Origin of the sequence: Symbiobacterium thermophilum IAM 14863 (genome assembly GCF_000009905.1) — a bacterium.
GTDB classification, from domain to species: domain Bacteria; phylum Bacillota; class Sulfobacillia; order Symbiobacteriales; family Symbiobacteriaceae; genus Symbiobacterium; species Symbiobacterium thermophilum.
Window position 1 is genome coordinate 803,720 of record NC_006177.1, and the last position, 21,689, is coordinate 825,408.

A 21,689-nucleotide genomic window follows, 5' to 3' on the forward strand; every position below is an offset into this window, starting at 1 on the left:
TGCTGTGAAGTTCCGCGTCCGCAACATGACATTCAAAGTCCCTAACATCAAGTTCAGCGTCCGCACCAAACTCGTTGCCGCCTTTGTGGCCGTTCTGGCCTTCCTGGCAGGCGTCACGGTTACGGGGTTCATCGGTCTTGATCAGGTTGTCACGCAGTACGAAGAGCTGTCCGGGCGCGTCCAGTTCATCCAGCTCCAGGGCCGCAAGGTGGAGTATCTGATGGCGGAGCAGGCCAGGGCGCTGAACGGCTACCTGTTGACCGGAGACCGTTCGTACCAGAAGGAGTTCGACGCGGCCGCAGCGGAGATGGCTGCGCTTCTGGAGGATATCGAGTCACGGCTTCAGACGGCAGGGGAAAGGGCCGTCCTTCGCCGCATCCAGGCCAACGCCGAGCTGTACCAGTCCACCGCAGCCGGCCTGTTCAGCCAGGCGTCCGAGTCGTCCAACCAGGTGCAGTACGCGGTGCGCAACACGCTGCCGACCTTGCGCAACAACTTCATGACCAGCATCGAGGACCTGATCCTGCTGGGGGACGGGCTGGCGGTGGAGACCCGTCGGCAGGCCGGCGCCGCGGCCGAGCAGGCGCGCCTGATCATGGCCGGGGCGGCGGGGGCCGCTGTCGTCCTGAGCCTGGGCGTATCCGCCTTTCTGGGCAGGCAACTGGCGAACCCGGTGGTGGCCATTGCCCGGAGCGCCGCCCGGATAGCGGAGGGCGACCTGACGGTTGAGCCCCTGAAGGTACGGAACCGGGACGAACTGGGCGACATGGCCGCCGCCTTCAACCGGATGCTGGAAAGCCTGCGGTCGATCCTTCTGCAGGTCGGTGAGAGCACCCGGAGCGTCATGACCGCGTCCCAGGAGCTTTCCGCCGCGGCCGATACGTCCGCCCGGACCGCCTCCGGCTCGGCCGAGGCGATCGCCCGGATGGCCGCGGGGGCGTCGGAGCAGGCCGGCGCCACGGCCGAGGCCAACGCCACGATGAACCAGCTGAAGGACGCGATTCAGCAGATCGCCTCCGGCGCGACCCGGTCGGCCGTGGAGGTGCAGGAGGCGTCGACGCTGCTGCACGAGATGGCACAGCACCTGGACCAGGTCGTGACCGACGCCACTGCGACGGCAGAGCGGGCGGCGACCGCCGTGGAGCGCGCAGAGGCGGGCGCCGAGGTGCTGGGCCGGACGCTGGAGGAGATCGGGCGCATCGGGGAGGCCTCGCAGCGCATCGCGGAGCGGATCCGGGAACTGGAGCGGTTCTCCGGGCAGATCGGCGCGATCACCCAGGTCATCTCCGGCATCGCCGAGCAGACGAACCTGCTGGCGCTGAACGCGGCGATCGAGGCGGCGCGGGCCGGGGAGCACGGCCGGGGCTTCGCGGTGGTGGCCGACGAGGTGCGGAAGCTGGCGGAGCAGTCGGCGGCGTCGACCCGGGAGATCGGCGAGCTGGTGCAGCAGATCCAGGCCAGCACGGCGGAAGCGGTGCAGGCCGTGGAGGAGGGGACGGCCCGGGCGGCGCAGGGGAACGCGATGGCGGCGCAGGCTGGGGAGGCGCTGGCGGAGATCCTGGCGACGCTGAACCGGGCGGCGGCCCAGGTGGCTGCGATCGCGGAGTCTGCGGCGCAGGTGCGGAAGGACTCGGAGCGGGTGCTGCAGACGTTCAACGACCTGGCGGCGCTGACGGAGGAGAACACGGCGGCGACCGAGGAGATGGCGGCCGGTGCGCACGAGGTGACGCAGGCGGTGGCCCGGATCACCGACGTGGCGCAGAGCAACGCGGCGGCCGCGGAGGAGGTGTCGGCGTCGGTGGAGGAGCTGACGGCGACGGCGGAGGAAATCGCGGCATCTGCGCAGAGCCTGGCGGCGACGGCCAGGGAGCTGCAGGCGCAGGTGGAGAGGTTCAGGCTGTAGCAGGGCAGTACGGGCCCGGCCACTGCGGTGGCCGGGCCTCTTCCTGCGTCGGCGTGCAGTTCCCGCCGGCCCTGGCATAGACTGTAGGAAGCCCACCGGGAGGGAGGAGACAGCCCCATGGATGACCGTGACCTGCCGGCCCTGGAGGAAGCGATCGGGGAGATCTGGGAGACGGCGCGGCGGCTGGGCCTGGATCCGTTCCCCACCCACTTCGAGATCGTGCCGGCGACCATCCTGTATGAGTTCGGCGCCTACCTGCTGCCCGGCCGGTTCAGCCACTGGACCCACGGCAAGGCGTACTACACGATGAAATCCTCCTACGACTACGGCCTCAGCAAGATCTACGAGCTGGTGATCAACGCCAACCCCAGCTACGCCTTCCTGCTGGAGACCAACTCGCTGCTGCAGAACAAGTTCGTCGTGGCCCACGTCTTCGGGCACACCGACTTCTTCAAGAACAACATCTGGTTTGCGCCCACCAACCGGCAGATGCTGGAGACCGTGAGTCAGAACGCCCAGCGCATCCGGCAGTACGGCATCGAGGAGGGGGACTTGGAGGTCGAGCGCTTCCTGGACGCCGTGCTCTCCATTTCGGACCACATCGACCCGTACCCGCGGCGGGAGGCGCCGGAGCCCGAGCGGGAGCCGCCGCCCAGCGCGCATGACGGACCCTACGCGGACCTGTTCCCCCGGGAGGAGACCGGGGAGCGGAAGGCGGGGGGAAAACCGGGGAAGCCCGCACGGCGGAGGATCCCGCCCGCGCCCGAGAAGGACCTGCTCCTCTTCCTGCTGGAGCACGCGGACCATCTGGAGGACTGGCAGCGGGACATCATCGCCATCGTCCGGGAGGAATCGCTCTACTTCGTGCCCCAGATGCAGACGAAGATCATGAACGAGGGCTGGGCGTCGTTCTGGCACATGCGCATCATGCGGGAGCTGGACCTGACCGACGAGGAGTTCGTGGAGTTCGGCAAGCTGCACTCGGCCGTCTGCACGCCGGGGCATACGCGGATCAACCCGTACTATGTGGGGCTGAAGATCTTCGAGGACATCGAGAAGCGGTTTGGGCGCGAGAAGATCTTCGAGGTGCGGGAGATGGAGAACGACGTCTCCTTCCTGCGCACCTACCTGACCGAGGAGCTGTGCCGGGATCTGGATCTCTTCGTCTACGAGCTGAAGGACGACGCCTGGAAGATCACCGACAAGCAGTGGGAGCGTGTGCGCGACGCGCTCTGCGACGCGATGACCAACTTCGGCCATCCCTACATCGTCGTGGAGGACGGTGACTACCGAGGGCGGAGGGAGCTGCTGCTGCGCCACCAGCACGACGGGCGCGACCTGGACCTGCCCTATGCCGAGAAGACCATGCAGTACCTGTATCAGCTCTGGGGCCGGCCGGTGCACCTGGAGACCCAGGTGGAGGGCCGCCGGACCCGGATCACCTGCGAGGGCGAGAAGGTGACGATGGAAAAGCTCTGAACCGGGTGCGGCGAAGGCCGCACCCCGTCCTGTCGTTCCCATGGGGTGTGCACCGCTGCATGGCATCCTGCCCGGGCGGCGCCCTGGAAAAGGGACGCCGCGCGACGTGATCGAACTAAGAGACAACGACCGAATGGATGGAATCGACCGCACAAGGGGAGGGGATTTGCGTGGAAGACGTCCTGATCCTGGGCGGCGCAAGGACGCCCTTCGGCACCTTCGGCGGGGCGCTGCGGGACATCTCCGCGGTCGACCTCGGGGTGGCGGCCGCCCGCGCGGCCTTGGAGCGCACCGGGGTGCCGGCGGCCGCCGTGGACGAGGTGGTGGTGGGCAACGTCATCCACACGGGGAAGGACGGGCCGTACCTGGCGCGCCACATCGCGCTGTACGCCGGCGTCCCGGTGGAGACCCCGGCGCTGACGGTCAACCGGCTGTGCGGATCGGGCCTGCAGGCGGCGGTGTCGGCTGCGCACACCATCCGGGCCGGCGAGGCCAGTGTGGCCCTGGTGGGCGGCGTCGAGTCCATGAGCCAGGCCCCGTACCACCTGCGGGGTCGGTTCGGCGCGGGTATCGGGGCGCCCGAACTGGGAGACGCCCTCTGGGAGACCCTGACGGACAGCTACTGCGGCTGCGGCATGGCGATCACCGCCGAGAACCTCGCCGAGCGGTACGGCATCAGCCGGGAGGAGCAGGACCGCTTCGCCCTGCTCTCCCAGCAGCGGGCGGCCGCCGCCCGGGAGCGGCTGGCCGAGGAGATCGTGCCGGTGGAACTGCCGGCGCGGCGCGGGGCGCCTTCCCGGCTGGAGCAGGACGAGCACCCGCGCCCGGACACGACGTACGAGGCCCTGGCCCGCCTGCCTGCCCGTTTCAAGGAGGGCGGCACCGTGACGGCGGGCAACGCCAGCGGCATCAACGACGGCGCGGCGATGCTGGTGCTGGCCTCGGAGCGGCGCGCCGGGGCCGAGGGCTGGCGGCCGCTGGGCCGGCTGGTGAGCTGGGCGGTGGCCGGCGTCGATCCCCGCTATATGGGGATGGGGCCCGTGCCCGCCAGCCGGAAGGCGCTGGAGCGGGCGGGGCTCACCCTGGAGGAGATGGACCTGGTGGAGGTCAACGAGGCCTTCGCAGCACAGTATCTGGCCGTGGAGAAGGAGCTGGAGCTGGACCGGGAGCGGACCAACGTCAACGGCGGTGCCATCGCTCTGGGCCACCCGGTCGGAGCCAGCGGAGCGCGCCTCCTGCTTACCCTGCTGCTGGAACTGCGCCGCCGGGGCGGCCGGTACGGGCTGGCCACGCTGTGCATCGGCGGCGGTCAGGGGATCGCCGCGGTGGTGGAGGCGTTCCCGGCGTCATGACCGGCTCGTGAGCTTCAGGCCCACGATGCCGGCGAAGATGAGGAAGATGCAGAGCAGCCGCAACGGCTCCCGCGGCTCTCCCAGGAAGACGATGCCCACCAGCGCGGAGCCGAGGGCGCCGATGCCCGTCCAGACGCCGTAGGCGGTGCCCAGCGGCAGCGTCTTCATCGCCTGGCTGAGCAGGACGAAGCTGGTCAGGCTGAGCACGATCGTCGCCACGGAGGGCCAGAACCGGGTGAAACCCTCGGAGTATTTCATCGCCGTCGACCAGGCGATTTCCATGGCACCTGCCACGAACAAGTACAGCCAAGCCACTGCTACCCATCCTCCATGTTTCCGGTGGTCAAGGGCGCGTCGCCCCCGGCCGTGCCCGGCCGCAAGCGAGAAGCCCGGGAGACTCACCATCGTGACTCCTCCCGGGCTTTTGTCCCGCCGTGTACACAGCCGGCGCTCTCCCGCCGGTTGTGCGTTTTCTCTCGGACCGGACCGGCGCCGTGACGCCGCGGAACCCTAGAAAACCTGATCCGTATTGTAACCCGACGGAGACGATCGCACAAGGGGGCGGCGTCAGACGGCCTGGCCGGCCTCCTCCGGCAGGGGGCCCGGCGGACCCACGTAGTAGCCCTGGGCCGCGTCCACCCCGCAGCGCCGGAGCATCTCCAGTGCGCGGTCGCTGGTGACGTACTCGGCCACCGTCCGGACACCCAGCCCCCGGGCCATCGTCACCATGGACCTGACCAGGCTCTGATCCACCGGGTCGTCCGGGAGCCGCTCGATGAAGCCGCCGTCGATCTTCAGCGTGCGCACGGGCAGCCGCTTCAGGTACCGGAGCGAGGAGAAGCCGACGCCGAAGTCGTCCAGCGCGAACTCGCACCCGAGGTCGGTCAGGGCCTCGATGCAGGCGGCGGCCTGGTCGAGGTCGGTGACGGCTGCCGACTCGGTCACCTCGAAACGAAGCGATCCGGGCGGAATCTGATGCCGGTCGATCAGATCGCGCACGAGGGGCACCAGCGAAGGGTCGTTGAGGGCCTGCCCGGAGAGGTTGACCGACAGCGTGAGCCGGCGTCCCCGGGCCTGTTCCCGGGCGATGGTCTCGACGGCCCGGCGCACGACCCAACGGTCGATCTCGGGCATCAGGCCGCAGGAAGCCGCCGCCGGCAGGAACTCACCGGGCGGGATCTGCCGCCCGTCGGGTTCCACCATGCGGAGCAGCGCCTCGTACTGGGTGACCTCGCCCAACTGAAGGTCCAGGATGGGCTGGAACACCAGGGTGAACCTGTCCTCGGCCAGGGCCGCCCGAAGGCGGATTTCCCACGCGCTCCCGGCTTCGTCCCCGTTCAGCGGTTCAAACGCGACGTACATGCAGTACCGGTCGCCGCCGCTGTGCTTGGCCTGGTACATCGCCAGGTCCGCGTGCAGCATCAGCGTCTCCGCCGTGTGACCGTGGTCGGGGTACAGGGCGATGCCGACCGAGATGGTGACGTAGGTGGGGCAGGCGGGGTTGGCCGCGATCTGGGAGCGGACCGCGGCGAGCAGATCCTGGGCCAGGGCCTCGGCACCGGAGGCGTCGACTCCCGGCACCAGAATGCCGAACTCGTCGCCGCCCAGCCGGGCCATAAAGCCCCGGCCGCCGAGGGTTTCGGTCATCACCCGGGCCAGGTTCTTCAAGAGATCGTCTCCGGCCAGATGGCCCAGCGTGTCATTTACGAACTTGAAGTCGTCGAAGTCCAGGAAGAACAGGGCGCCCCTGGGGGTCGCAGGATCGTCGAGCGCCGCCTCGAGCTTTCGCTGGAAGTAGCGCCGGTTTCCCAGGTCGGTCAGGGGGTCGAAGTGAGCCAGCCGCCGCAGCTGCTCCTCGGCCTGCCGCCGGTCCGTCACATCCATGACCTGCGCGACGAAGTACCGCGGCGTGCCGTGCGCGTCCCGGACCAGGGCGACGCTGACCGCGACCCACACCGCCCTGCCGTCGTGGCGAAGATAGCGCTTTTCCATTGCGCAGCTGCCGGCCTGTCCCGCCCGCACGGCGTTCAGCAGCGACTCCTGCTCCTCCAGGTCGTCCCGGTGGGTGATCTGCCTGAGCGGGACGCCCGTCAGATCCCCGCGCCGGTAGCCCAGCATGTCGTGCAGGGCGGGGTTGGCCCGCATGATCACGAAGTCCAGGTCCACCAGGGCGACGCCGATGGGCGCGTACTCAAAAGCCGTGCGGAACCGCTCCTCGCTCTCCAGCAGCTCGTCCCGCTGGGCGCTCAGGGCCATGGCCTGCTCCACCAGGATGCGGTGCTGCCGCAGGAGCTCGTCCTGCTGGGCGGCCAGCGCCTCCCGCTGCGCGGCCAGTTCCTCGTTGGCCGCCTGCAGGACCCGGTTGTTCTGCACCAGGGTCTGCGACGTCTCGGTGAGCTGGCGGTAAAGGGAGCGGTGCGCGTGTCCGGCGTGCACCCACGCGGCGCCGAGCACGATGATCATCAGCCCCACGGCGATGCCGAACGGCAGGGATACGGACATGCTGCCCGGCAGGAGAATCTGCGCGAGCGACAGCACGCCGAGCATGGCCCCCAGCATGGCGTAGCCGCGCCTGAGCCCGCCCGCGCGGGCGGAGATCATGGGGATGGCGGGCACGACCGGCAGAAGCGCGACCCGGATCGGGGACGCGAGCATGAGGCTGATGGCCAGGCCGGCGACAAACAGGTGCAGGTTGAGCCGGACCTGTGCGCGGAGCGAGAGCATGCCCGGCCAGCGGGCCACCAGGTTGAAGCCGACGAGCAGCAGCACGAAGAGGACGGCGTTGGGCAGCTGGGTGGCCGCCTCATCCCCCAGCAGCGCGGCCGTGGTCACCACCAGCAGGACGAGCACCCAGGTGACGCTTTCCACATGGGCCAGGCTCTGTTCCGCCCATTGCTCGTCAGGGTCGTCCGCGCCGGCGGGTTCCCCGGCCGCCCGTCCCAATGGGCGCACGGGCTGGCCGACCAGGGCGGCGACGCCCAGCGGCAGCCAGAGCAGGACGCCGGTCCACGCGCGCGCCGTCCAGAAGTTCCACACCAGGACGGCGGGCAGGGCCGCGGCGAACCGCTCTGCGAAGGGGCTCCATCCGGGGGGAAGCCGCTTTCGGGCCAGGACCAGGCCGCCGCACAGAAGTCCCAGGACGCCCGCCGCGGGCATGATGGGCCGCACGGGGTCGAATCCCGGCGAGGGGAGGCCGTGTGGCGGGAAGAGGAGGAGGAGGCCGGCCGCCACCTCGACGACGCCCAGGGTGAGCGCAAAAGGATCCTCCACCTCCGTCCAGCCGGCGGCGATGAGGGCCGCGGCCAGCAGGAGGTAGGTGGCCACGCCGGTGTAACCGCCTGCCTCCCATATGATCCAGGACAGCAGCGGCAGCGGCACGGCGCCCGCCGCGAGCAGCCACCGCTGGACCTGCCGGCGCGGCGCGTAGCGCAGATTCAACAGGAGGATGATGCCGCCGGCCAGCAACGTCGCCGCCATGCGCGAGGTCAGCGGAGCCAGTGGTGCGTAGATCACTGTCGGAAAGTGCGCGGGAAACGCGAACAGGGCGACGCCGGTCGCGACCTCGATCAAAGCGACCGTAAAGAACAGGCGTGCGGCGCTGACCGACGCCACGCGCATCCCCCCTCGTTTCGGATGCGAAACTTTTCGATCTAGTCTGCCGTGATTCCTGCCGCCCGGCGCTGCATCCAGCCCACCGCATCCGCCACCGCCTGGTCAGACCGGTAGAGGAAATGTCCCTCGCCGGGGTAGACGCGCCGCTCGACCGGACCGGCCAGAGTTTCGGCCAGAAGCTCCGACTCCGCGGGGGGAACCACGGTGTCGGCCGCGCCGTGCAAGAGCAGCGCCGGGGTTGCGACCTGCCGGGCGGCCGCCATGGGGTCGAACTCGTGGACTGCCAGGAAGCGGCGCAGGTTGGTGACGATGCGCTGGCCGCCGATGTCGGTTTCCGCGACGCGCTCTCCCGCCGCGACCCGGTCCCGCACGGCCTGCAGCTGTGCCTGCCACTGGCGCACGCGCAGCTCGACGACCCGATCGGAGAGCCCCCGGCCCGCCGCAAGCCGGCGCACCTGCTCCCTGTACCGCTCCTCCGCGGTGTGCGCGCCCGCGGCCAGGAGGATCAGCCCGTCCACCTTCCCCTCGGCCGCGAGCCGGAGAGCGAATCCGACGGCGTCGGCCCAGGCCACCGCAATGACCCGGCTGACTTCGGGCTGCAGCCTCAGGATCTCGGCGGCGGCTGCCGCATCGCCGTAGAGGTCGTCCCAGTCGGCGTCCTCGTACTGCCCCGTGGATTCGCCGCTGCCCCGCTGGTCGTAGCAGAGGCAGGCCAGGCCTGCCGCCCCGAAGGCCTCCGCCCAGCGCAGGGGCCAGTTCGGCGTACCGTCCTGGGCCCGCCGCTCCAGGGGCAGCGGGCCCGGCCCCCCGACGATGAGGGCGGCGGGCACCGGCCGGTCGTTGCCGGCACCGTCCGGCAGGACCAGGGTTCCGGCCAGGCTGTGCGTCTCGGAGGTGATGGCGATAGGATCGGTATGCACGGTAAGGTCGCTCCTCTGTCTCACAGACTTGTCACCGATTGTACCACATCGTCCCGGCAGGCGTCTCCCCGGCGGATTGCTTCATTATATATGACGCCATATATGACGCCGCCCGGTACCCCCTCAGACGCGGGAGCCCCGGGCGCGCCAGGTCGGCGCGGCCGGGGCTATCGAGGCAGGGCAGGGTTACTTGTTCATCGCCCGGGTGACCAGGAGCTCGGCCTGGCGGGCCAGGTCGATGGAATCGGCGAGGGTCTCGAGGAACTTCTGCGGGTTGTGGAAACCGAAGGAGTTCTCGGCCGACGCCAGATCCCAGTAGAACTGGGCCTCGCGGTGCAGGGCCCGGGCCTGGTTGAGGATCTCCTCATCCACGCCGGCCGCGATGGCCTTTTCGATGGCCAGGATGGCATCCTGGTTGGCGATGCCGGCCCGGTCCAGGGCCTCCTTCACACGGTCCTGCGTATGCAGAACCCGCTGGGCCATCTCCTCCTGGCTCTCCCGGTGGCACTGGGCGCAGGACTGCTCGAACGTCCGGAAAGGCGAGGTCCACCAGTGGGAGGAGATCTTGGTGGAGCCCTCCGTCACGTACGGCATATGGCAGTCGGCGCAGGAGAGGCCGGCCCGCTGATGGACGCTGCCCTGGAACATTTCAAACTCGGGATGCTGAGCCTTCAACATGCCGCCGCCCGTCTGCGCATGGGTCCAGTCGGAGAAGCCGATCTCCTCGTAGTAGGCGTACATGTCCTCAGGCTCGAAGCCCTTGTCCCACGGGAAGTAGACCCTGTTGGCGTCGTTGGGGTTGAAGAAGTACTCCACGTGGCACTGGGCGCAGACGAGGGAGCGCATCTCCTGGCGGGTCGCGTTCTCCACGGGCCTGCCGATCCGCTCCATGGCCTCGACCAGGGCCGGGCGGGTGATGCGCAGCTCCATCGTCTGGGGATCATGGCAATCCGAACAGGAGATGGGATGGACGAAGAGGTCGGTGTTGTTGTCGGCCAGGAGCTTGGTGTTGTAGAAAGCGTCGCCCATCTGCTCGATCAGCTGGGGCACCTGGGCCGACTTGCAGTACATGCAGGTCAGGTTGGTCTTGTCGTTGATGCGCTGGGTGGCCTCGGTGCCGTTGCCGCCGACGACGTCATCCAGCGTGTAGAGGTGGCCGCGGGCCTCGTTGTACTCCTTCGAGAAGGCCATGCCCGCCCACAGGGTGCGCATGTAGGGGAACTGGTCGAGGCGGCTCTTCTTCTTCTCGGAGGAAGCGTACTTCAAGGCCGGCTCGTGCATCTCGCCGTTGCGCATGTAGGAGTCGTAGTGGGCCGGGTACAGGAGCTTGAAGACCGCAGGATCGGTCTCGTTCGGGGAAATGCTGACGGCGGGCCCCTCGACGGCCTCGGTCTTGTTGGCGACGTAGGTGAAGGTCCCCACTCCCACCAGGACGACCGCCAGGGCGGCCCCGATGGCAATGATCCACTTGCGGTTCATGGTTCGTGCAGCCTCCCATCATGATCGAGTACATCAATTGCGGAGCGGAAGACCGTGCGTAGTGTCACGGTGGCATTCGAAACACTTGAGTCCGTCCGTCGGGTGGTGGACCAGGGACGTCTCGCGCAGGAACCCGGCGTGGCACTCGATACACCGCGCCTGGATGATGTCGCGCGACGAGTCGGTGGCCGTGATGACGTCCGGGGTGGAGTTGGTCAGGAACACGGCCGCGTGGCGGCTGGCCGCCTTGATCTCTTCGATCGGCTTGGCGAAGAAGCCCGAGGGGATGTGGCATTCCACGCACGCGAGTTCCCGGTGCATCCCCCGCTCCAGGGAGAGCACCTGGTCGGTCATGACGTGGCAGGTGCCGCACGCGGCAGGAGCCCCGATCGTGTGGCCGATGGCCGGCACCTGAAGCGCGAAAGCCAGGATCAGGAAAGCCCCGCCCAGGGCGCCCAGCGCGATCAAAGCTCCCTTTCCCCATCTGTTGCGCATTGCATCACCCCCTTTCTCCTCACCCTCAGCGTATCAGCCATTGATTACACAAGGCTTACACGGTCCTTGGGTTTTGGTGAATCAGAAGAAAACCGGCGGGCGCCTTCATTCGGCGCCCGCCGGATCGAACTTGTAGCCGATTCCCCAGACCGTCTTGATCCACCGGGGCTGAGCGGGGTTGTCCTCGATCTTCTCCCGGAGCCGGCGGATGCAGACGGTGACGGTGGACTGGTCGGTGGGTGCGTCGCCGTGCCACACGCGGGCCAGGAGGGACTCCCGGGTGAAGGGGTGGCCCGGGTGGCTGGCCATCAGCCAGAGCAGGTCGAACTCCCTGGGGGTGAGCTCCGGGTTCCGGTCGCCCACGTGCACCGTGCGCGTGCTCTTGTTGATCTCCAGGTGGCCGAAGCGCAGGGTGCGGCTCTCGGGCAGGGTGGGCATCCGGCGCAGGATGGCGTGCACCCGCAGCACCAGCTCGTTCAGGTCGAAGGGTTTGGTCACGTAGTCGTCGGCCCCCAGCCGGAAGCCGACGACCTTGTCGACGCTGTCGCCCCTGGCGGTGAGCAGGAGGATCGGCACCGCCGAGGCGGCGCGAATGCGGCCACAGACCGCGAAGCCGTCCACTTTCGGCATCATGACGTCGAGGATGACCAGGTCCGGCCGTTGCGACAGGGCGAGGTCCAGGGCCTCCTGGCCGTCGCTGGCCTTGATCACCGCGAACCCCTCGGCGGTCAGCGCATGCTCCAGGACCTTCAGGGTCTTCGGGTCGTCGTCGGCCACCAGAATCCGGCGAGCTACGGACACCGCGGTTCACCTCCGTGCACGGGCAGGGTGAAGTGGAACGTGGAGCCGCATCCCGGTCTGCTCTCGACCCAGATCCGGCCCCCGTGCAGCTCCACCAGGAGCTTGGCCAGAGCGAGGCCCAGACCGGACCCGCCGGTCCGTTCGTGGGCGGATCCCCGGCGGAACAGCTGGAAGATCACCTCATGGTCCTCGGGCGGAATGCCGGGGCCGTTGTCCCGGACCGATACCTGCACCAGGTCGCTCCGGGCCTCCGCCGTCAGCGCAACCTCGCCGCCGACCTGGGTGAACTTGATCGCGTTGCTGAGCAGGTTCAGCAGGATCTGGAGCACCCGCAGGTCGTCGGCCGCCACCAGCGGCAGATCGGCGGGGATGTGGCAGGTGACCGTGATCTCCCGCTGCTGGGCCAGGGGCCGGACCACCGCCAGCGCCTCCTGCACCGCCTCGCCCAGGTCGACGGCGGCGATTCGGAGTGGCATCTGGCCGGCCTGCAGGCGGGAGGCGTCCAGCAGATCGTTCACCAGCTGCAGCAGCCGCTGCGCGCTCTCCAGGATGTCCTTCAAATGCTCCCGCTGGCCGGGCGTCAGGGGGTCGCCCCCGGGGCTCAGGAGCAGCTGGCTGAAGCCGATGATGGACGTCAGCGGCGTGCGGAACTCGTGGGTCATCGCCGAGTAAAACTCTGTCTGGCTCCGGTGCAGCGCCTCCAGGTCCGCGTGGGCTTCCTGCAGCTGGCGGGTGCGCTCCGCCACCTTCCGCTCCAGGTTCCGGTAGAGCGCCTGCAGCTCATCCGACATGGCCTGGATGGCGTCCACCAGCGGCGACGTCTCCTGGTGGGCCCTGAGGTCCCGCACCTCCTCCTCGGGCACTTCCCACCGGCCCTGTCCGATGCGCCGGGTCACCCCGGCCAGGGCGGCGAGGGGCCGTGCCACCAGCTGGTGGTTGAGGAATCCGATCAGGGCCAGTGAGAGCCCGGTCGCCAGGACGATGACCGTCGCCCGGCTGCGGGTAGATTGCGTGAGCCGGGCCTCGAACCGCTCGGTGGGGATCGTGATCGACAGGGCGCCGGCCAGTTCTCCCACCTGGAGCCCTTCCTTGGGGTAGCCGGCGATGTCCGGTTCGCCGGCGGGGGGACCGTGACACGGCAGGCAGGAGGCCTCCATCTTCAGCGGCACCATGTAGCGGAACACCCGGTCCTGCCCGGATCCCGTGTACCCGACGACCTCCGCCAGGTCCGGATTGCTGGCAAACCGGCGAAGGGCCTCCACCTCGAAGGCGTCCGGCATGTTCTCGGCCATACGCACCTGAAGGCGGGTCTGCTTGTACTGGTAGTCGGACATCTCGGCGAAGATCTGGCCGACGCCCCGGCCGACGGCAGCCGGGTTCAGGTACTTGAACTCAAAGTGGCCGTGGCTGTCCCGGTTGATCCGGTCCTGGTTGCGGGCGATGAACTCCCGCATCGCGATGACCTGGGTCGCGACCATCCGCGCCTGCTCCCGCAGATCCTCCTCCGCCTGGGCCCGCTGTTGCCGGATGTCCAGCCCCAGGTTGACGCCCAGAACGGTCACGAGCGCGGCGGTGACGCCGATCATGAACTTGGTCGCGATGCTGGTGTGCACGGGTTCACCTCCGGGGGCCGTGGTGTTCATGGTTAAATCATACGGCTCCGCGACATGTTTGCCCATAAAGCGGCTAGCCTGCCCCTTGGGTGCACGAAGTGACCAGGGGGACATGCACCATTCGTGCCACATTTCGCCGCCTGCTTCCGGAGCGCGCCTATATGGAAGCGCCCGCCGCGCGCGCGGCGAGCCCGCCGCCGCGGCGGCGGGCGGTCGATGGGCGCGTGCATAGGCCGTTGGTTCAGGTGTGAATCGCCAGACGGTCTACCTCCAGAATCCGTCACCCGATCCATAGCCTTGCATTGTCCCCGCCTGCTAACGTTGTCGGTGGCGACAGCATACCGCGCCCGCAACCGAGGAGGTTCCCGTATGCCGACCTGTCCTTCTTGCGGCCACGAAGCCACCGGCCCCTACTGCGACGTGTGCGGCGGCCCGGTGGCCCCGCACCGGGACCGGCCCCGCCGTGGGGCGAAGGCGCCGGCCCCTGCCCCCGCCAGGGGCGGCCATTCCCCGGCGCAGGGCCGCTCCCCCCGGCGCCATGTCCCGACCGTGGCCCTGGCGCTGTGCGGCCTGCTGCTCTTCGGGGTGGGGTTCCTCAGCGGTGTCTGGCTGGGCCGGGGCTCGGCCGTGACCGGCACCGCCCTCTATCCGACGCCGGGCATCGACCAGGCCGCCTTGGAGACGCTGACCCCCCTGGCGCAGGCCAACTTCTTCCTGGAGACCGGCGTGGCCCTGCTCAACCAGGGGCACAGGTCGGCGGCGGTCAGCGAGTTCCGCAAGGCGATCACCGCGTTTGAGACCGTGCTGCGTTCCGAGCCCGACAACCTCTTCGCCGGGACCTACCTCGGCCTGACCTGCTACTACGCGGGCGACAGGCAGAAGGCCGAGGAGGCGCTGCAGGCCGTGCTGGAGCGCGACCCGGGCTACCTCTGGGCCATCTTCAACCTGGCCTGGATCTACGAGGTGGAGGGGGAGACCGACGCCGCGGTGGCCATGTACCAGCGCTACCTGAACGCCGCCCCGCAGGAGCGGGAGAACACGCTGAAGTACGCGGAACAGCCGGATCTCATCGATCAGCAGATCAACGCCGCCCGGGAGGCGGTCGCCCGCCTGAGCGGGGGAGGGAATGAACCGTGACGCGCTACCCCAGGTACAAGCGAGTGACCTCGGCCATCACGCTGCTCCTCCTGGCGGCCTGGCTGGGATACGTCCTGCTCTGGCCCAACCCGAACGCCGCGGCGGGCAGCGGGGTGCCCGTCGGCTCCGTGGCGCCCGATTTCGAGCTGAAGACGGTGACCGGTGAGTCGTACCGCCTCTCGGACCTGAGGGGGAAGGCGGTGCTCCTCAACTTCTTCGCCACCTGGTGCCGGTACTGCGAGCAGGAGATGCCAGCCCTGGAGGAGGCCTACCGCACCTACGCCGACCAGGGGTTCGTGGTTCTTGCCATCGACCTGGACGAGACCGACCTCGCCATTACGGCCTTCCGGGATGAGATGGGGATCACGTTTCCGATCCTGGTGGACCGGGGCAGCAACGTGGCCCGGGTGTACCAGATCGTCCCGCTGCCCACCACGTACTTCATCGACCGCAGCGGCGTGGTCAGGGGCAAGTGGACAGGCCCCCTCACGCCCGAACAGCTGCGCGAGGCGCTCCAGTTGATACTGTAGGGGGAGTGTACCGTGGACGGGCAGGACGTGAAGCCGCGCAAGGATCTGCTGGACCAGACCTGGGATTTCTTCGCCTCGGTGCGGGTGACCACGGTGCTCCTCTTTCTGCTGGCCGTGGCCTCCATCGGCGGCACCCTGATCGAGCAGGAGGGGATGTACGCCTCCAACCTGCCGCCTGAGGAGTACTACCCGCAGCGCTACGGCCCCGTGCTCGGCATGCTCCTCCTGCGCACGGGCATGACCCACGCGTACTCCTCCTGGTGGTACCTGACGCTGCTCTTCCTGATCGCCGCCGCGCTGGTGATCTGCTCCATCGAGCGGCTGGTGCCGCTGTGGCGGGCCGTCTACCGGCCGAATCCGACGCCGGACAAGGAATTCGTGCGGCGGCTCAGGCAGGGGTTCACCTTCCCCGCCAGGGGGGAGCAGCCGCTCGCAGAGCTGGCGGCCGCGCTGCGCGCCCGCCGCTACCTGGTGATCGAGCGGGACGGCCGCCTGTACGCCGATAAGGGCCGCCTGGGGCGCCTGGGGCCGTACATCACGCACATCGGGCTGCTGTTCATCATGATCGGGGCCGGGATGCGCGCCGTCCCCGGCGTCTACCTGGAGCAGTACATCTGGGTGCGGGACGGCGAGATCGTGAAGGTGCCCGGCAGCGACTTCTACGTGGAGAGCCTGGGCTTTGCGGTGGAGTTCTACGAAACCGGGCAGCCCAGGAGCTACCAGACCCACACCCGGGTGATCGACGCGGGCGGCAACGTGGTCAAGACCGAGACCATCGCCATGAACGAGCCGCTGACCGTGGGCCGGGTGCAGCTCTACCAGTCCTCGTACTACGCCGAGTACGGCCACGCCGAGGTCGCGCTGGTGGACCGGCAGAGCGGGGCCGAGATCGATCGTTTCACCCTGGACCTGAGCCAGCCGCAACGGGCGTACACGGTGGGCGACTACCGGCTGCAGCTGCTGGCGTACTATCCCGACTTCACCGTCGGCGAGGACGGCAGGCCCACCACCCGCTCCAGCCAGGTGAACAACCCGGGGCTGGTGCTGGAGGTGACGCCGCCCGACGGCGAGCCGTTCACCACCTGGTTCTTCCCGCTGTACCCGGGCATGGAGTTCGATGACACGACCCCGGTCCGGTTCCTGACGCAGGACGTCTCCCCCGTCTACACCTCCGGTCTGCAGGTGAAGAAGGACCTGGGGCTGCCGGTCATCTACCTGGGACTGATCATCACGACCGCCGGCGCGTTCGCCACGTTCTACCTCGCCCACCGCCGCTTTTGGGCCTTCGCCGAGGGCGGGCAGGTTATCGTGGGCGGGTGGACCAACCGCAACGCGGGCTCCTTCGAGCGGGAGATGCGCCAGATCGCGCACCAACTCGACCCGGAGCGGTACGCCACCGAAAGCGACATGGAGGGAGAAGAACGATGATCCAGGTGTCGAGCTACCTGTTCCTGGGCGCCTTCGCGGCGTATGTGGCGTCGGCCATCCTCTACGTGACGCGCCTCACCCTCCGCCGCCGGGACCCCCGTTACTTCGACCTGGCCGACCGCCTGGGGCGGCACGGTTACCACGCCGCGGTCGCCGGCGTGATCCTGCAGGGGCTCGCCATCGTCGCCCGCTGGATGGGCTCCGGGCAGGTCCCCCTGGCCAACATGTTCGAGTACATGTCGTTCCTGGGCTGGTCCATCATGCTGTTCTTCGTCATCCTCTCGGCCTGGTACAAGCTGCCCGGGCTGGGGGCCTTCGTAGCCCCGGTGGGCGTGGTGGTCATCGCCTACGCCTCTGTCTTTCCCACCGAGGTGCGGCCGCTGGCACCCGTGCTTCAGTCGGTCTGGCTGCCGCTGCACGTCTCGGTGGCGGCCCTGGGCGAGGGCGCCTTCGCCGTCTCCTTCGGCGCCGCACTCATGTACCTGCTCCGGGTGCGGAAGGAGCAGTCGAGCCGGTGGGAGGAGATGGGGCTGGAGTTCTTCTTCTTCTGCGGCGCCATGCTCACGGCTTTCATCGTCCTGGCCCTGGGCTTCAAGCTCTCCGGCTACCGCGCGGCGGTGACCAACCTGGCCGGGGGCACGACGGTGCTCGAGTACACCCTCCCGCCCTTCATCGGACCCCTCGGCTCCACCCGGGGCGAGGCCTCCTTCCTCGGGCTTCAGTTGCCGCTGGTCCATGCGCCGACCTGGATGCGCGGGGCCTACGCCGCCAGGAACCTGAACACCCTGGTGCTCTCCACCCTGTTTGGGGTCATCCTCTACGGGATCCTCCGGCTCATCGCACGCGGGCCGCTGCGGGAGCTGGGCACCCGGGCCGTGGGCAACATGAACCCGAAGCTGCTGGACGAGGTGTCATACCGGGGGATCGCGGTGGGCTTCCCGCTGTTCACCCTGGGCGGCCTGGTCTTCGCCATGATCTGGGCGCAGAAGGCCTGGGGCCGGTACTGGGCGTGGGACCCCAAGGAGACCTGGGCGCTCATCACCTGGCTCTTCTACTCCGGTTATCTCCACATGCGCATCGTGCGGGGCTGGGAGGGCCGTGCGGCCGCCTGGGTGTCGGCGCTGGGCTTCATCATCGTCCTGTTCACCCTGGTGGGCGTGAACCTGTTGGTGTCCGGGCTCCATTCCTACGTGTAGGCCTGATGCAGACCACAGAAGGGCCGCTCCGGCGGAGCGGCCCTTTGCCGTGCGCGGATCCGCCGGGGCAGCCGGCTGGCAGGACCGGTGAGGCTCGTCGCCCCGGGGTAGGTAGGATGATACGCGCCGTGGTAGAATAGACCTTTGGAAAAGGTCAATCTACCGGGAGGGACGGGTTTTCCGTGAAGCTGAAGAAGCGGCACGAGGTGCCGGACGAGCACAAGTGGGACCTGGATTCGGTGTACGGCTCCGTGGAAGCGTGGGAGAAGGACTACGCCAGGGTCGAGGAGATGCTGCCGCAGCTGACCGCGTTCCAGGGGCGGCTCGGGGAGTCGGCCGCGACGCTGCTGCAGGCCCTGAAGATGCGGGATGAGGTCTCCAAGCTGCTGGAACAGGTGGTCGTCTGGGCCCGGATGAAGGAAGACGAGGATACCGCCAACTCCACGTACCAGGCCCTCTCGGCGCGCGGCCGTTCCCTGTACGCGAAGGCCACCGCGGCCGCGGCCTTCCTCACCCCCGAGATCCTGGCCATCCCGGCCGAGACGATCCGGGCGTGGCTCGACCAGGAGCCCGGGCTGGCCGCGTACCGGCACGAGCTGGAGAACACCCTGCGGCAGAAGGCGCACGTCCGGTCGCCGGAGGTGGAGGAGCTCCTGGCCCAGATGGGCGAGGTCGGGGCCGCCCCGAGCGATATCTTCGGCAAGCTGAACAACGCCGACCTGAAGTTCGGGACGATCAAGGACGAACAGGGCAACGAGGTGGAGCTCACCCTGGGCCGCTACCTCCGCTTCCTGGAGAGCCCGGTGCGGGACGTGCGGAAGCAGGCCTTCGAGGCGCTTTTCACCACCTACCGGAAGTTCCGGAACACCATCGCCGCAACCTATGCCAGCTCGGTCAAGGCCGACGTGTTCTATGCCCGGGCCAGGCGGTATCCTTCCGCCCGGGCCGCGGCGCTGTTCGGGACCAACGTCCCCGAAAGCGTCTACGACAACCTCCTCGCGACGGTGAACAAGAACCTGCCCTCGCTGCACCGGTACGTGCAGCTTCGCCGGCGGATGCTGGGGCTCGACGAGCTGCACATGTACGACCTGTACACCCCCATGGTGGCGGACGTGGACCGGAAGATCCCGTATGAGGAGGCCGTCGAGACCGTCCTGAAGGCCTTGGCGCCGCTGGGCGAGGAGTACTGCGAGATCGCCCGCCGCGGCATGACCGTCGACCGGTGGGTCGACATCTACGAGAACGAGGGCAAGCGCTCCGGCGCCTACTCCTTCGGCTCGTACACCACGAAGCCGTACATCCTCATGAACTACCAGGACAACCTGGACTCGATGTTCACCCTCGCGCACGAGCTGGGCCACTCGATGCACTCCTACTTCAGCCGCCGGCACCAGCCCTACCACTACGCCGATTACACCATCTTCGTCGCCGAGGTGGCCTCGACGTTCAACGAGGCCCTGCTCACCGACTACCTGCTGAAGAGCACCGACGACCCCAGGCTGAAGATGTACCTGATCAACCATCAGCTGGAGTCGTTCCGGACCACGCTGTACCGGCAGACGATGTTTGCGGAGTTTGAGCACATCGCCCACCAGCGGGTGGAGAACGGCGAGGCGCTCACGGCCGACGTGCTGGACGAGATCTACTACGATCTCAACAAACGGTACTACGGCACGGAGGGCATGGTAGTCGACGACCTGATCGCGGTTGAGTGGGCCCGCATTCCGCACTTCTACTCGGCCTTCTACGTGTACCAGTACGCCACGGGCATTTCGGCCGCAACCGCCCTGAGCCAGCAGGTGCTGACGGAGGGCCGGCCGGCGGTGGAGCGCTACCTGAACTTCCTGAAGAGCGGCTCGTCGGACTACTCCACGAACCTGCTGAAGCAGGCCGGCGTCGACATGACGTCGCCCGAGCCGATCCAGCAAGCCCTGGACGTGTTTGCCCGCCTCCTGGACCAGATGGAGCAGCTGGCCGGTTGAGCCACTTGTGCAGAAGCCCCCGCTGCAGCTGCTGCAGCGGGGGCTTTCACGCCGTGGACATCAGCGTGCGACGGGGGCGAGTTCCTCGTGCCGCTCTTCCTCCAGGCGCTCTTCCGCCCGGATCTTGGCCAGTACGATCTGCAGTCGTTCCTCCGGGCGGGAGGACTGCCACCGGTCGACGAGCCAGTCAAGCTCCCGGCTCATGGTGCCGGGCGAATACTCAGGCCGGATCGGCCGCTGTCTGATCGGACGTCTCATGCTGCGAAGGCCTCCTTCCCGTCCACCAGATCCAACCAACGGCATGATATCACAAAACGCGGGAAATATTGTATAGGTCGATAAGTCTAGAGGTTAACGACCTGAAGGACTATACACCCTAGATCTGTTAGGGCTATTTCACGTCCTCATAGGACCGGAGATGGCCGGTGGGCCGGCAGGAGTGCGGCCCCACGGGGGCGAACCTCTGGGTGAAAAATCGGGCGCGTTGCGCAGAGAAGGAGCGAGAGCGTGTTCAAGCGGCGAACGCTGGCACATATGCTGGTCTTCACCAGCTTCTACGATCAGCTGGCCTGGTCGCCCATCGTGGCGTGGCTGGCCATGAGCTTCGGCGCGCCGGAGGCGACGTTCTGGGCGGCCACCGCCTACAGTGCGGCCAACCTGTTGGGGAACGTCCTGTTCGGGGTGCTGGCCGACCGGGTGGATCGCATGGCCGTGGCCGGGGCCGGCCTCCTGGCCATGATCGGGACGGGCCTCGCCCACCTGCTGCCGGACTCCACCGCGGGCCTTGTGGGCGTGCGGGCCCTGCACGGCCTGGCCATCGCCGGGGTGGCGCCGGCCGCCATGGCCAGCGTCACCGATGGGCTGCCCCGCAACCAGCGGGGGGCGGCGATGGCCCGCATGGGCCTGGTGATCGCCATCGCCTCGATGCTGGCCTCCGCGGCGAGCGGCCGTCTCCTCACCAGCCTCGGGGCCGCGGCCAGCGTGTACATGCTGGCCGCCCTGGTCGGCACGGTGGGGATCTTCACCGTCGTCATCCGGCGGTGGCTCGAGCCTCCGCCCGTGCGCAAGGGCGCCGAAGGCCGGGGCGAGCCGGCCCCCGGCCGGGTGAACATGCCGGGGATGGCCGCCGCGGGTCTGGTGGCCTACGCCCTTATGTTCCTGCAGAACGTGCTGTTCAGCGCCTATCCGCTGAAGGGGTACGAGATCGGCCTCACCTCGGCGACCGTCGGCATGACGCTCTCGGCGTTCGGCCTGGGCGCGGTCATCGCCTTCGTCCCGCCGCTCTCCCGGGCGTCGGACCGGTGGGGCCGCCATCAGCCGATCTTCGTGGGTATGGCCCTGGCCGGGGCCGGCCACCTGGGCCTCGCCCAGGGCACGACGCCCCTGACCTTCGCCGCGTGGCTCTTCATCTACGGCCTCGGGTTCGGCCTGGTCTTCCCGGCGGTGTCGGCGCTGAACGCGGACGCTGCGGGCGCCGGCCGGCGCGGCGTGGCGTATGGGCTGCTCAGCGCCGCCTTCTCCCTGGGATCCATCTCGGGCCCGCCCGTCACCCAGGCCCTCGCCGAACTGGCCTCGCCGTTCAGCGTGGCGGGCTGGCTCGGGTTGGCGACTTCGGGCTTCGTCTCCCTCTGGTATTACCTGGCGGTGCGCCCGGCGGAGGAGGCCGCGCGCCAGAGCGCGTGAGCGCAGGCTGACCGGACTGGCGGAAAAGGGCCAATTGGATGTTTAGTTCATGGTTTGCGTGGAAATACTCTCACTGAAA

The 21,689-nt window shown here is 68.5% G+C and carries 17 protein-coding genes and 1 riboswitch; of the genes, 9 read left to right on the forward strand and 8 right to left on the reverse strand.

Features of this window, described 5'->3' with window-relative positions; translation table 11 throughout:
• The first annotated feature begins 4 nt into the window (after positions 1 to 4).
• From STH_RS03700 to STH_RS03710, 3 genes are all read left to right on the forward strand, one after another.
• Positions 5 to 1,903, forward strand: coding sequence for a methyl-accepting chemotaxis protein (locus STH_RS03700; protein ID WP_011194856.1), 1,899 nt, complete (start codon positions 5 to 7; stop codon positions 1,901 to 1,903).
• Positions 1,904 to 2,020: 117 nt separating this feature from the next.
• Complete coding sequence (locus STH_RS03705; RefSeq protein ID WP_011194857.1) at positions 2,021 to 3,382, forward strand: SpoVR family protein; 1,362 nt, start codon at positions 2,021 to 2,023, stop codon at positions 3,380 to 3,382.
• Positions 3,383 to 3,552: 170 nt separating this feature from the next.
• A complete protein-coding gene (locus STH_RS03710) occupies positions 3,553 to 4,734 on the forward strand; it encodes an acetyl-CoA C-acetyltransferase (protein ID WP_011194858.1) in 1,182 nt (393 codons plus the stop codon).
• On the opposite strand, the gene STH_RS03715 is transcribed toward STH_RS03710, so the two are convergent.
• From STH_RS03715 to STH_RS03745, 7 genes are all read right to left on the reverse strand, one after another.
• A complete protein-coding gene (locus STH_RS03715; protein WP_011194859.1) occupies positions 4,729 to 5,049 on the reverse strand; it encodes a DMT family transporter in 321 nt (106 codons plus the stop codon). The two genes, STH_RS03710 and STH_RS03715, sit on opposite strands and share 6 nt — an antisense overlap.
• 96 nt (positions 5,050 to 5,145) lie before the next feature.
• Positions 5,146 to 5,259: riboswitch (guanidine-I (ykkC/yxkD leader) on the reverse strand.
• Between the two features lie 42 nt (positions 5,260 to 5,301).
• Positions 5,302 to 8,346 carry a GGDEF domain-containing phosphodiesterase gene (locus STH_RS16900; RefSeq protein ID WP_050742098.1) on the reverse strand — a complete coding sequence of 1,015 codons (3,045 nt, stop codon included), beginning with the start codon at positions 8,344 to 8,346 and terminating at the stop codon, positions 5,302 to 5,304.
• A 38-nt stretch (positions 8,347 to 8,384) separates the two neighbouring features.
• Positions 8,385 to 9,266: an alpha/beta hydrolase gene (locus STH_RS03725; RefSeq protein ID WP_043713258.1), complete on the reverse strand. Its 882-nt coding sequence runs from the start codon at positions 9,264 to 9,266 to the stop codon at positions 8,385 to 8,387.
• A gap of 186 nt (positions 9,267 to 9,452) precedes the next feature.
• Positions 9,453 to 10,745 carry an ammonia-forming cytochrome c nitrite reductase subunit c552 gene (locus STH_RS03730; protein ID WP_011194862.1) on the reverse strand — a complete coding sequence of 431 codons (1,293 nt, stop codon included), beginning with the start codon at positions 10,743 to 10,745 and terminating at the stop codon, positions 9,453 to 9,455.
• A 33-nt stretch (positions 10,746 to 10,778) separates the two neighbouring features.
• Positions 10,779 to 11,240, reverse strand: a complete 462-nt coding sequence (locus STH_RS03735) for a cytochrome c3 family protein (protein WP_011194863.1) — start codon at positions 11,238 to 11,240, stop codon at positions 10,779 to 10,781.
• Positions 11,241 to 11,345: 105 nt separating this feature from the next.
• Positions 11,346 to 12,041 carry a response regulator transcription factor gene (locus STH_RS03740; protein ID WP_011194864.1) on the reverse strand — a complete coding sequence of 232 codons (696 nt, stop codon included), beginning with the start codon at positions 12,039 to 12,041 and terminating at the stop codon, positions 11,346 to 11,348.
• Positions 12,032 to 13,654 carry a c-type heme family protein gene (locus STH_RS03745; RefSeq protein WP_050742099.1) on the reverse strand — a complete coding sequence of 541 codons (1,623 nt, stop codon included), beginning with the start codon at positions 13,652 to 13,654 and terminating at the stop codon, positions 12,032 to 12,034. The genes STH_RS03740 and STH_RS03745 overlap by 10 nt, the downstream gene beginning before the upstream one ends.
• 369 nt (positions 13,655 to 14,023) lie before the next feature.
• Between STH_RS03745 and STH_RS03750 the strand changes: the two genes are divergently transcribed.
• The 5 genes from STH_RS03750 to pepF all read left to right on the forward strand — a co-directional run bounded on the left by STH_RS03750 (position 14,024) and on the right by pepF (position 19,927).
• Positions 14,024 to 14,791 (forward strand): tetratricopeptide repeat protein, encoded by a 768-nt coding sequence (locus tag STH_RS03750; RefSeq protein WP_011194866.1) that lies wholly within the window; start codon positions 14,024 to 14,026, stop codon positions 14,789 to 14,791.
• Positions 14,788 to 15,321, forward strand: coding sequence for a redoxin domain-containing protein (locus STH_RS03755; RefSeq protein ID WP_011194867.1), 534 nt, complete (start codon positions 14,788 to 14,790; stop codon positions 15,319 to 15,321). Before STH_RS03750 ends, STH_RS03755 begins: the two co-directional genes overlap by 4 nt.
• Positions 15,322 to 15,333: 12 nt before the next feature.
• Entirely contained in the window at positions 15,334 to 16,749 is a 1,416-nt protein-coding gene (gene resB, locus STH_RS03760; protein ID WP_011194868.1) for a cytochrome c biogenesis protein ResB, read from the forward strand.
• The gene (ccsB, locus tag STH_RS03765; protein WP_011194869.1) at positions 16,746 to 17,945 is read left to right on the forward strand and encodes a c-type cytochrome biogenesis protein CcsB; all 1,200 of its coding nucleotides are present in this window, start codon (positions 16,746 to 16,748) and stop codon (positions 17,943 to 17,945) included. Before resB ends, ccsB begins: the two co-directional genes overlap by 4 nt.
• Before the next feature lie 182 nt (positions 17,946 to 18,127).
• Positions 18,128 to 19,927, forward strand: coding sequence for an oligoendopeptidase F (pepF, locus tag STH_RS03770; RefSeq protein ID WP_011194870.1), 1,800 nt, complete (start codon positions 18,128 to 18,130; stop codon positions 19,925 to 19,927).
• 60 nt (positions 19,928 to 19,987) lie between these two features.
• Here pepF and STH_RS03775 read toward each other — a convergent pair whose 3' ends face one another.
• A complete protein-coding gene (locus tag STH_RS03775; RefSeq protein ID WP_011194871.1) occupies positions 19,988 to 20,185 on the reverse strand; it encodes a hypothetical protein in 198 nt (65 codons plus the stop codon).
• Between the two features lie 249 nt (positions 20,186 to 20,434).
• On the opposite strand from STH_RS03775, the gene STH_RS03780 reads away from it, so the two are divergent.
• Positions 20,435 to 21,610, forward strand: coding sequence for an MFS transporter (locus tag STH_RS03780; RefSeq protein ID WP_043713262.1), 1,176 nt, complete (start codon positions 20,435 to 20,437; stop codon positions 21,608 to 21,610).
• The last annotated feature ends 79 nt before the right edge of the window (positions 21,611 to 21,689 follow it).

Bases quoted from the DNA above. Each gene is read 5' to 3' on its own strand.
- ccsB (WP_011194869.1), top strand. From the start codon at position 16,746: ATGATCCAGGTGTCGAGCTACCTGTTCCTGGGCGCCTTCGCGGCGTAT.
- STH_RS03750 (WP_011194866.1), top strand. From the start codon at position 14,024: ATGCCGACCTGTCCTTCTTGCGGCCACGAAGCCACCGGCCCCTACTGC.
- STH_RS03735 (WP_011194863.1), bottom strand. From the start codon at position 11,240: ATGCGCAACAGATGGGGAAAGGGAGCTTTGATCGCGCTGGGCGCCCTG.
- STH_RS03775 (WP_011194871.1), bottom strand. From the start codon at position 20,185: ATGAGACGTCCGATCAGACAGCGGCCGATCCGGCCTGAGTATTCGCCC.
- STH_RS03705 (WP_011194857.1), top strand. From the start codon at position 2,021: ATGGATGACCGTGACCTGCCGGCCCTGGAGGAAGCGATCGGGGAGATC.
- STH_RS03730 (WP_011194862.1), bottom strand. From the start codon at position 10,745: ATGAACCGCAAGTGGATCATTGCCATCGGGGCCGCCCTGGCGGTCGTC.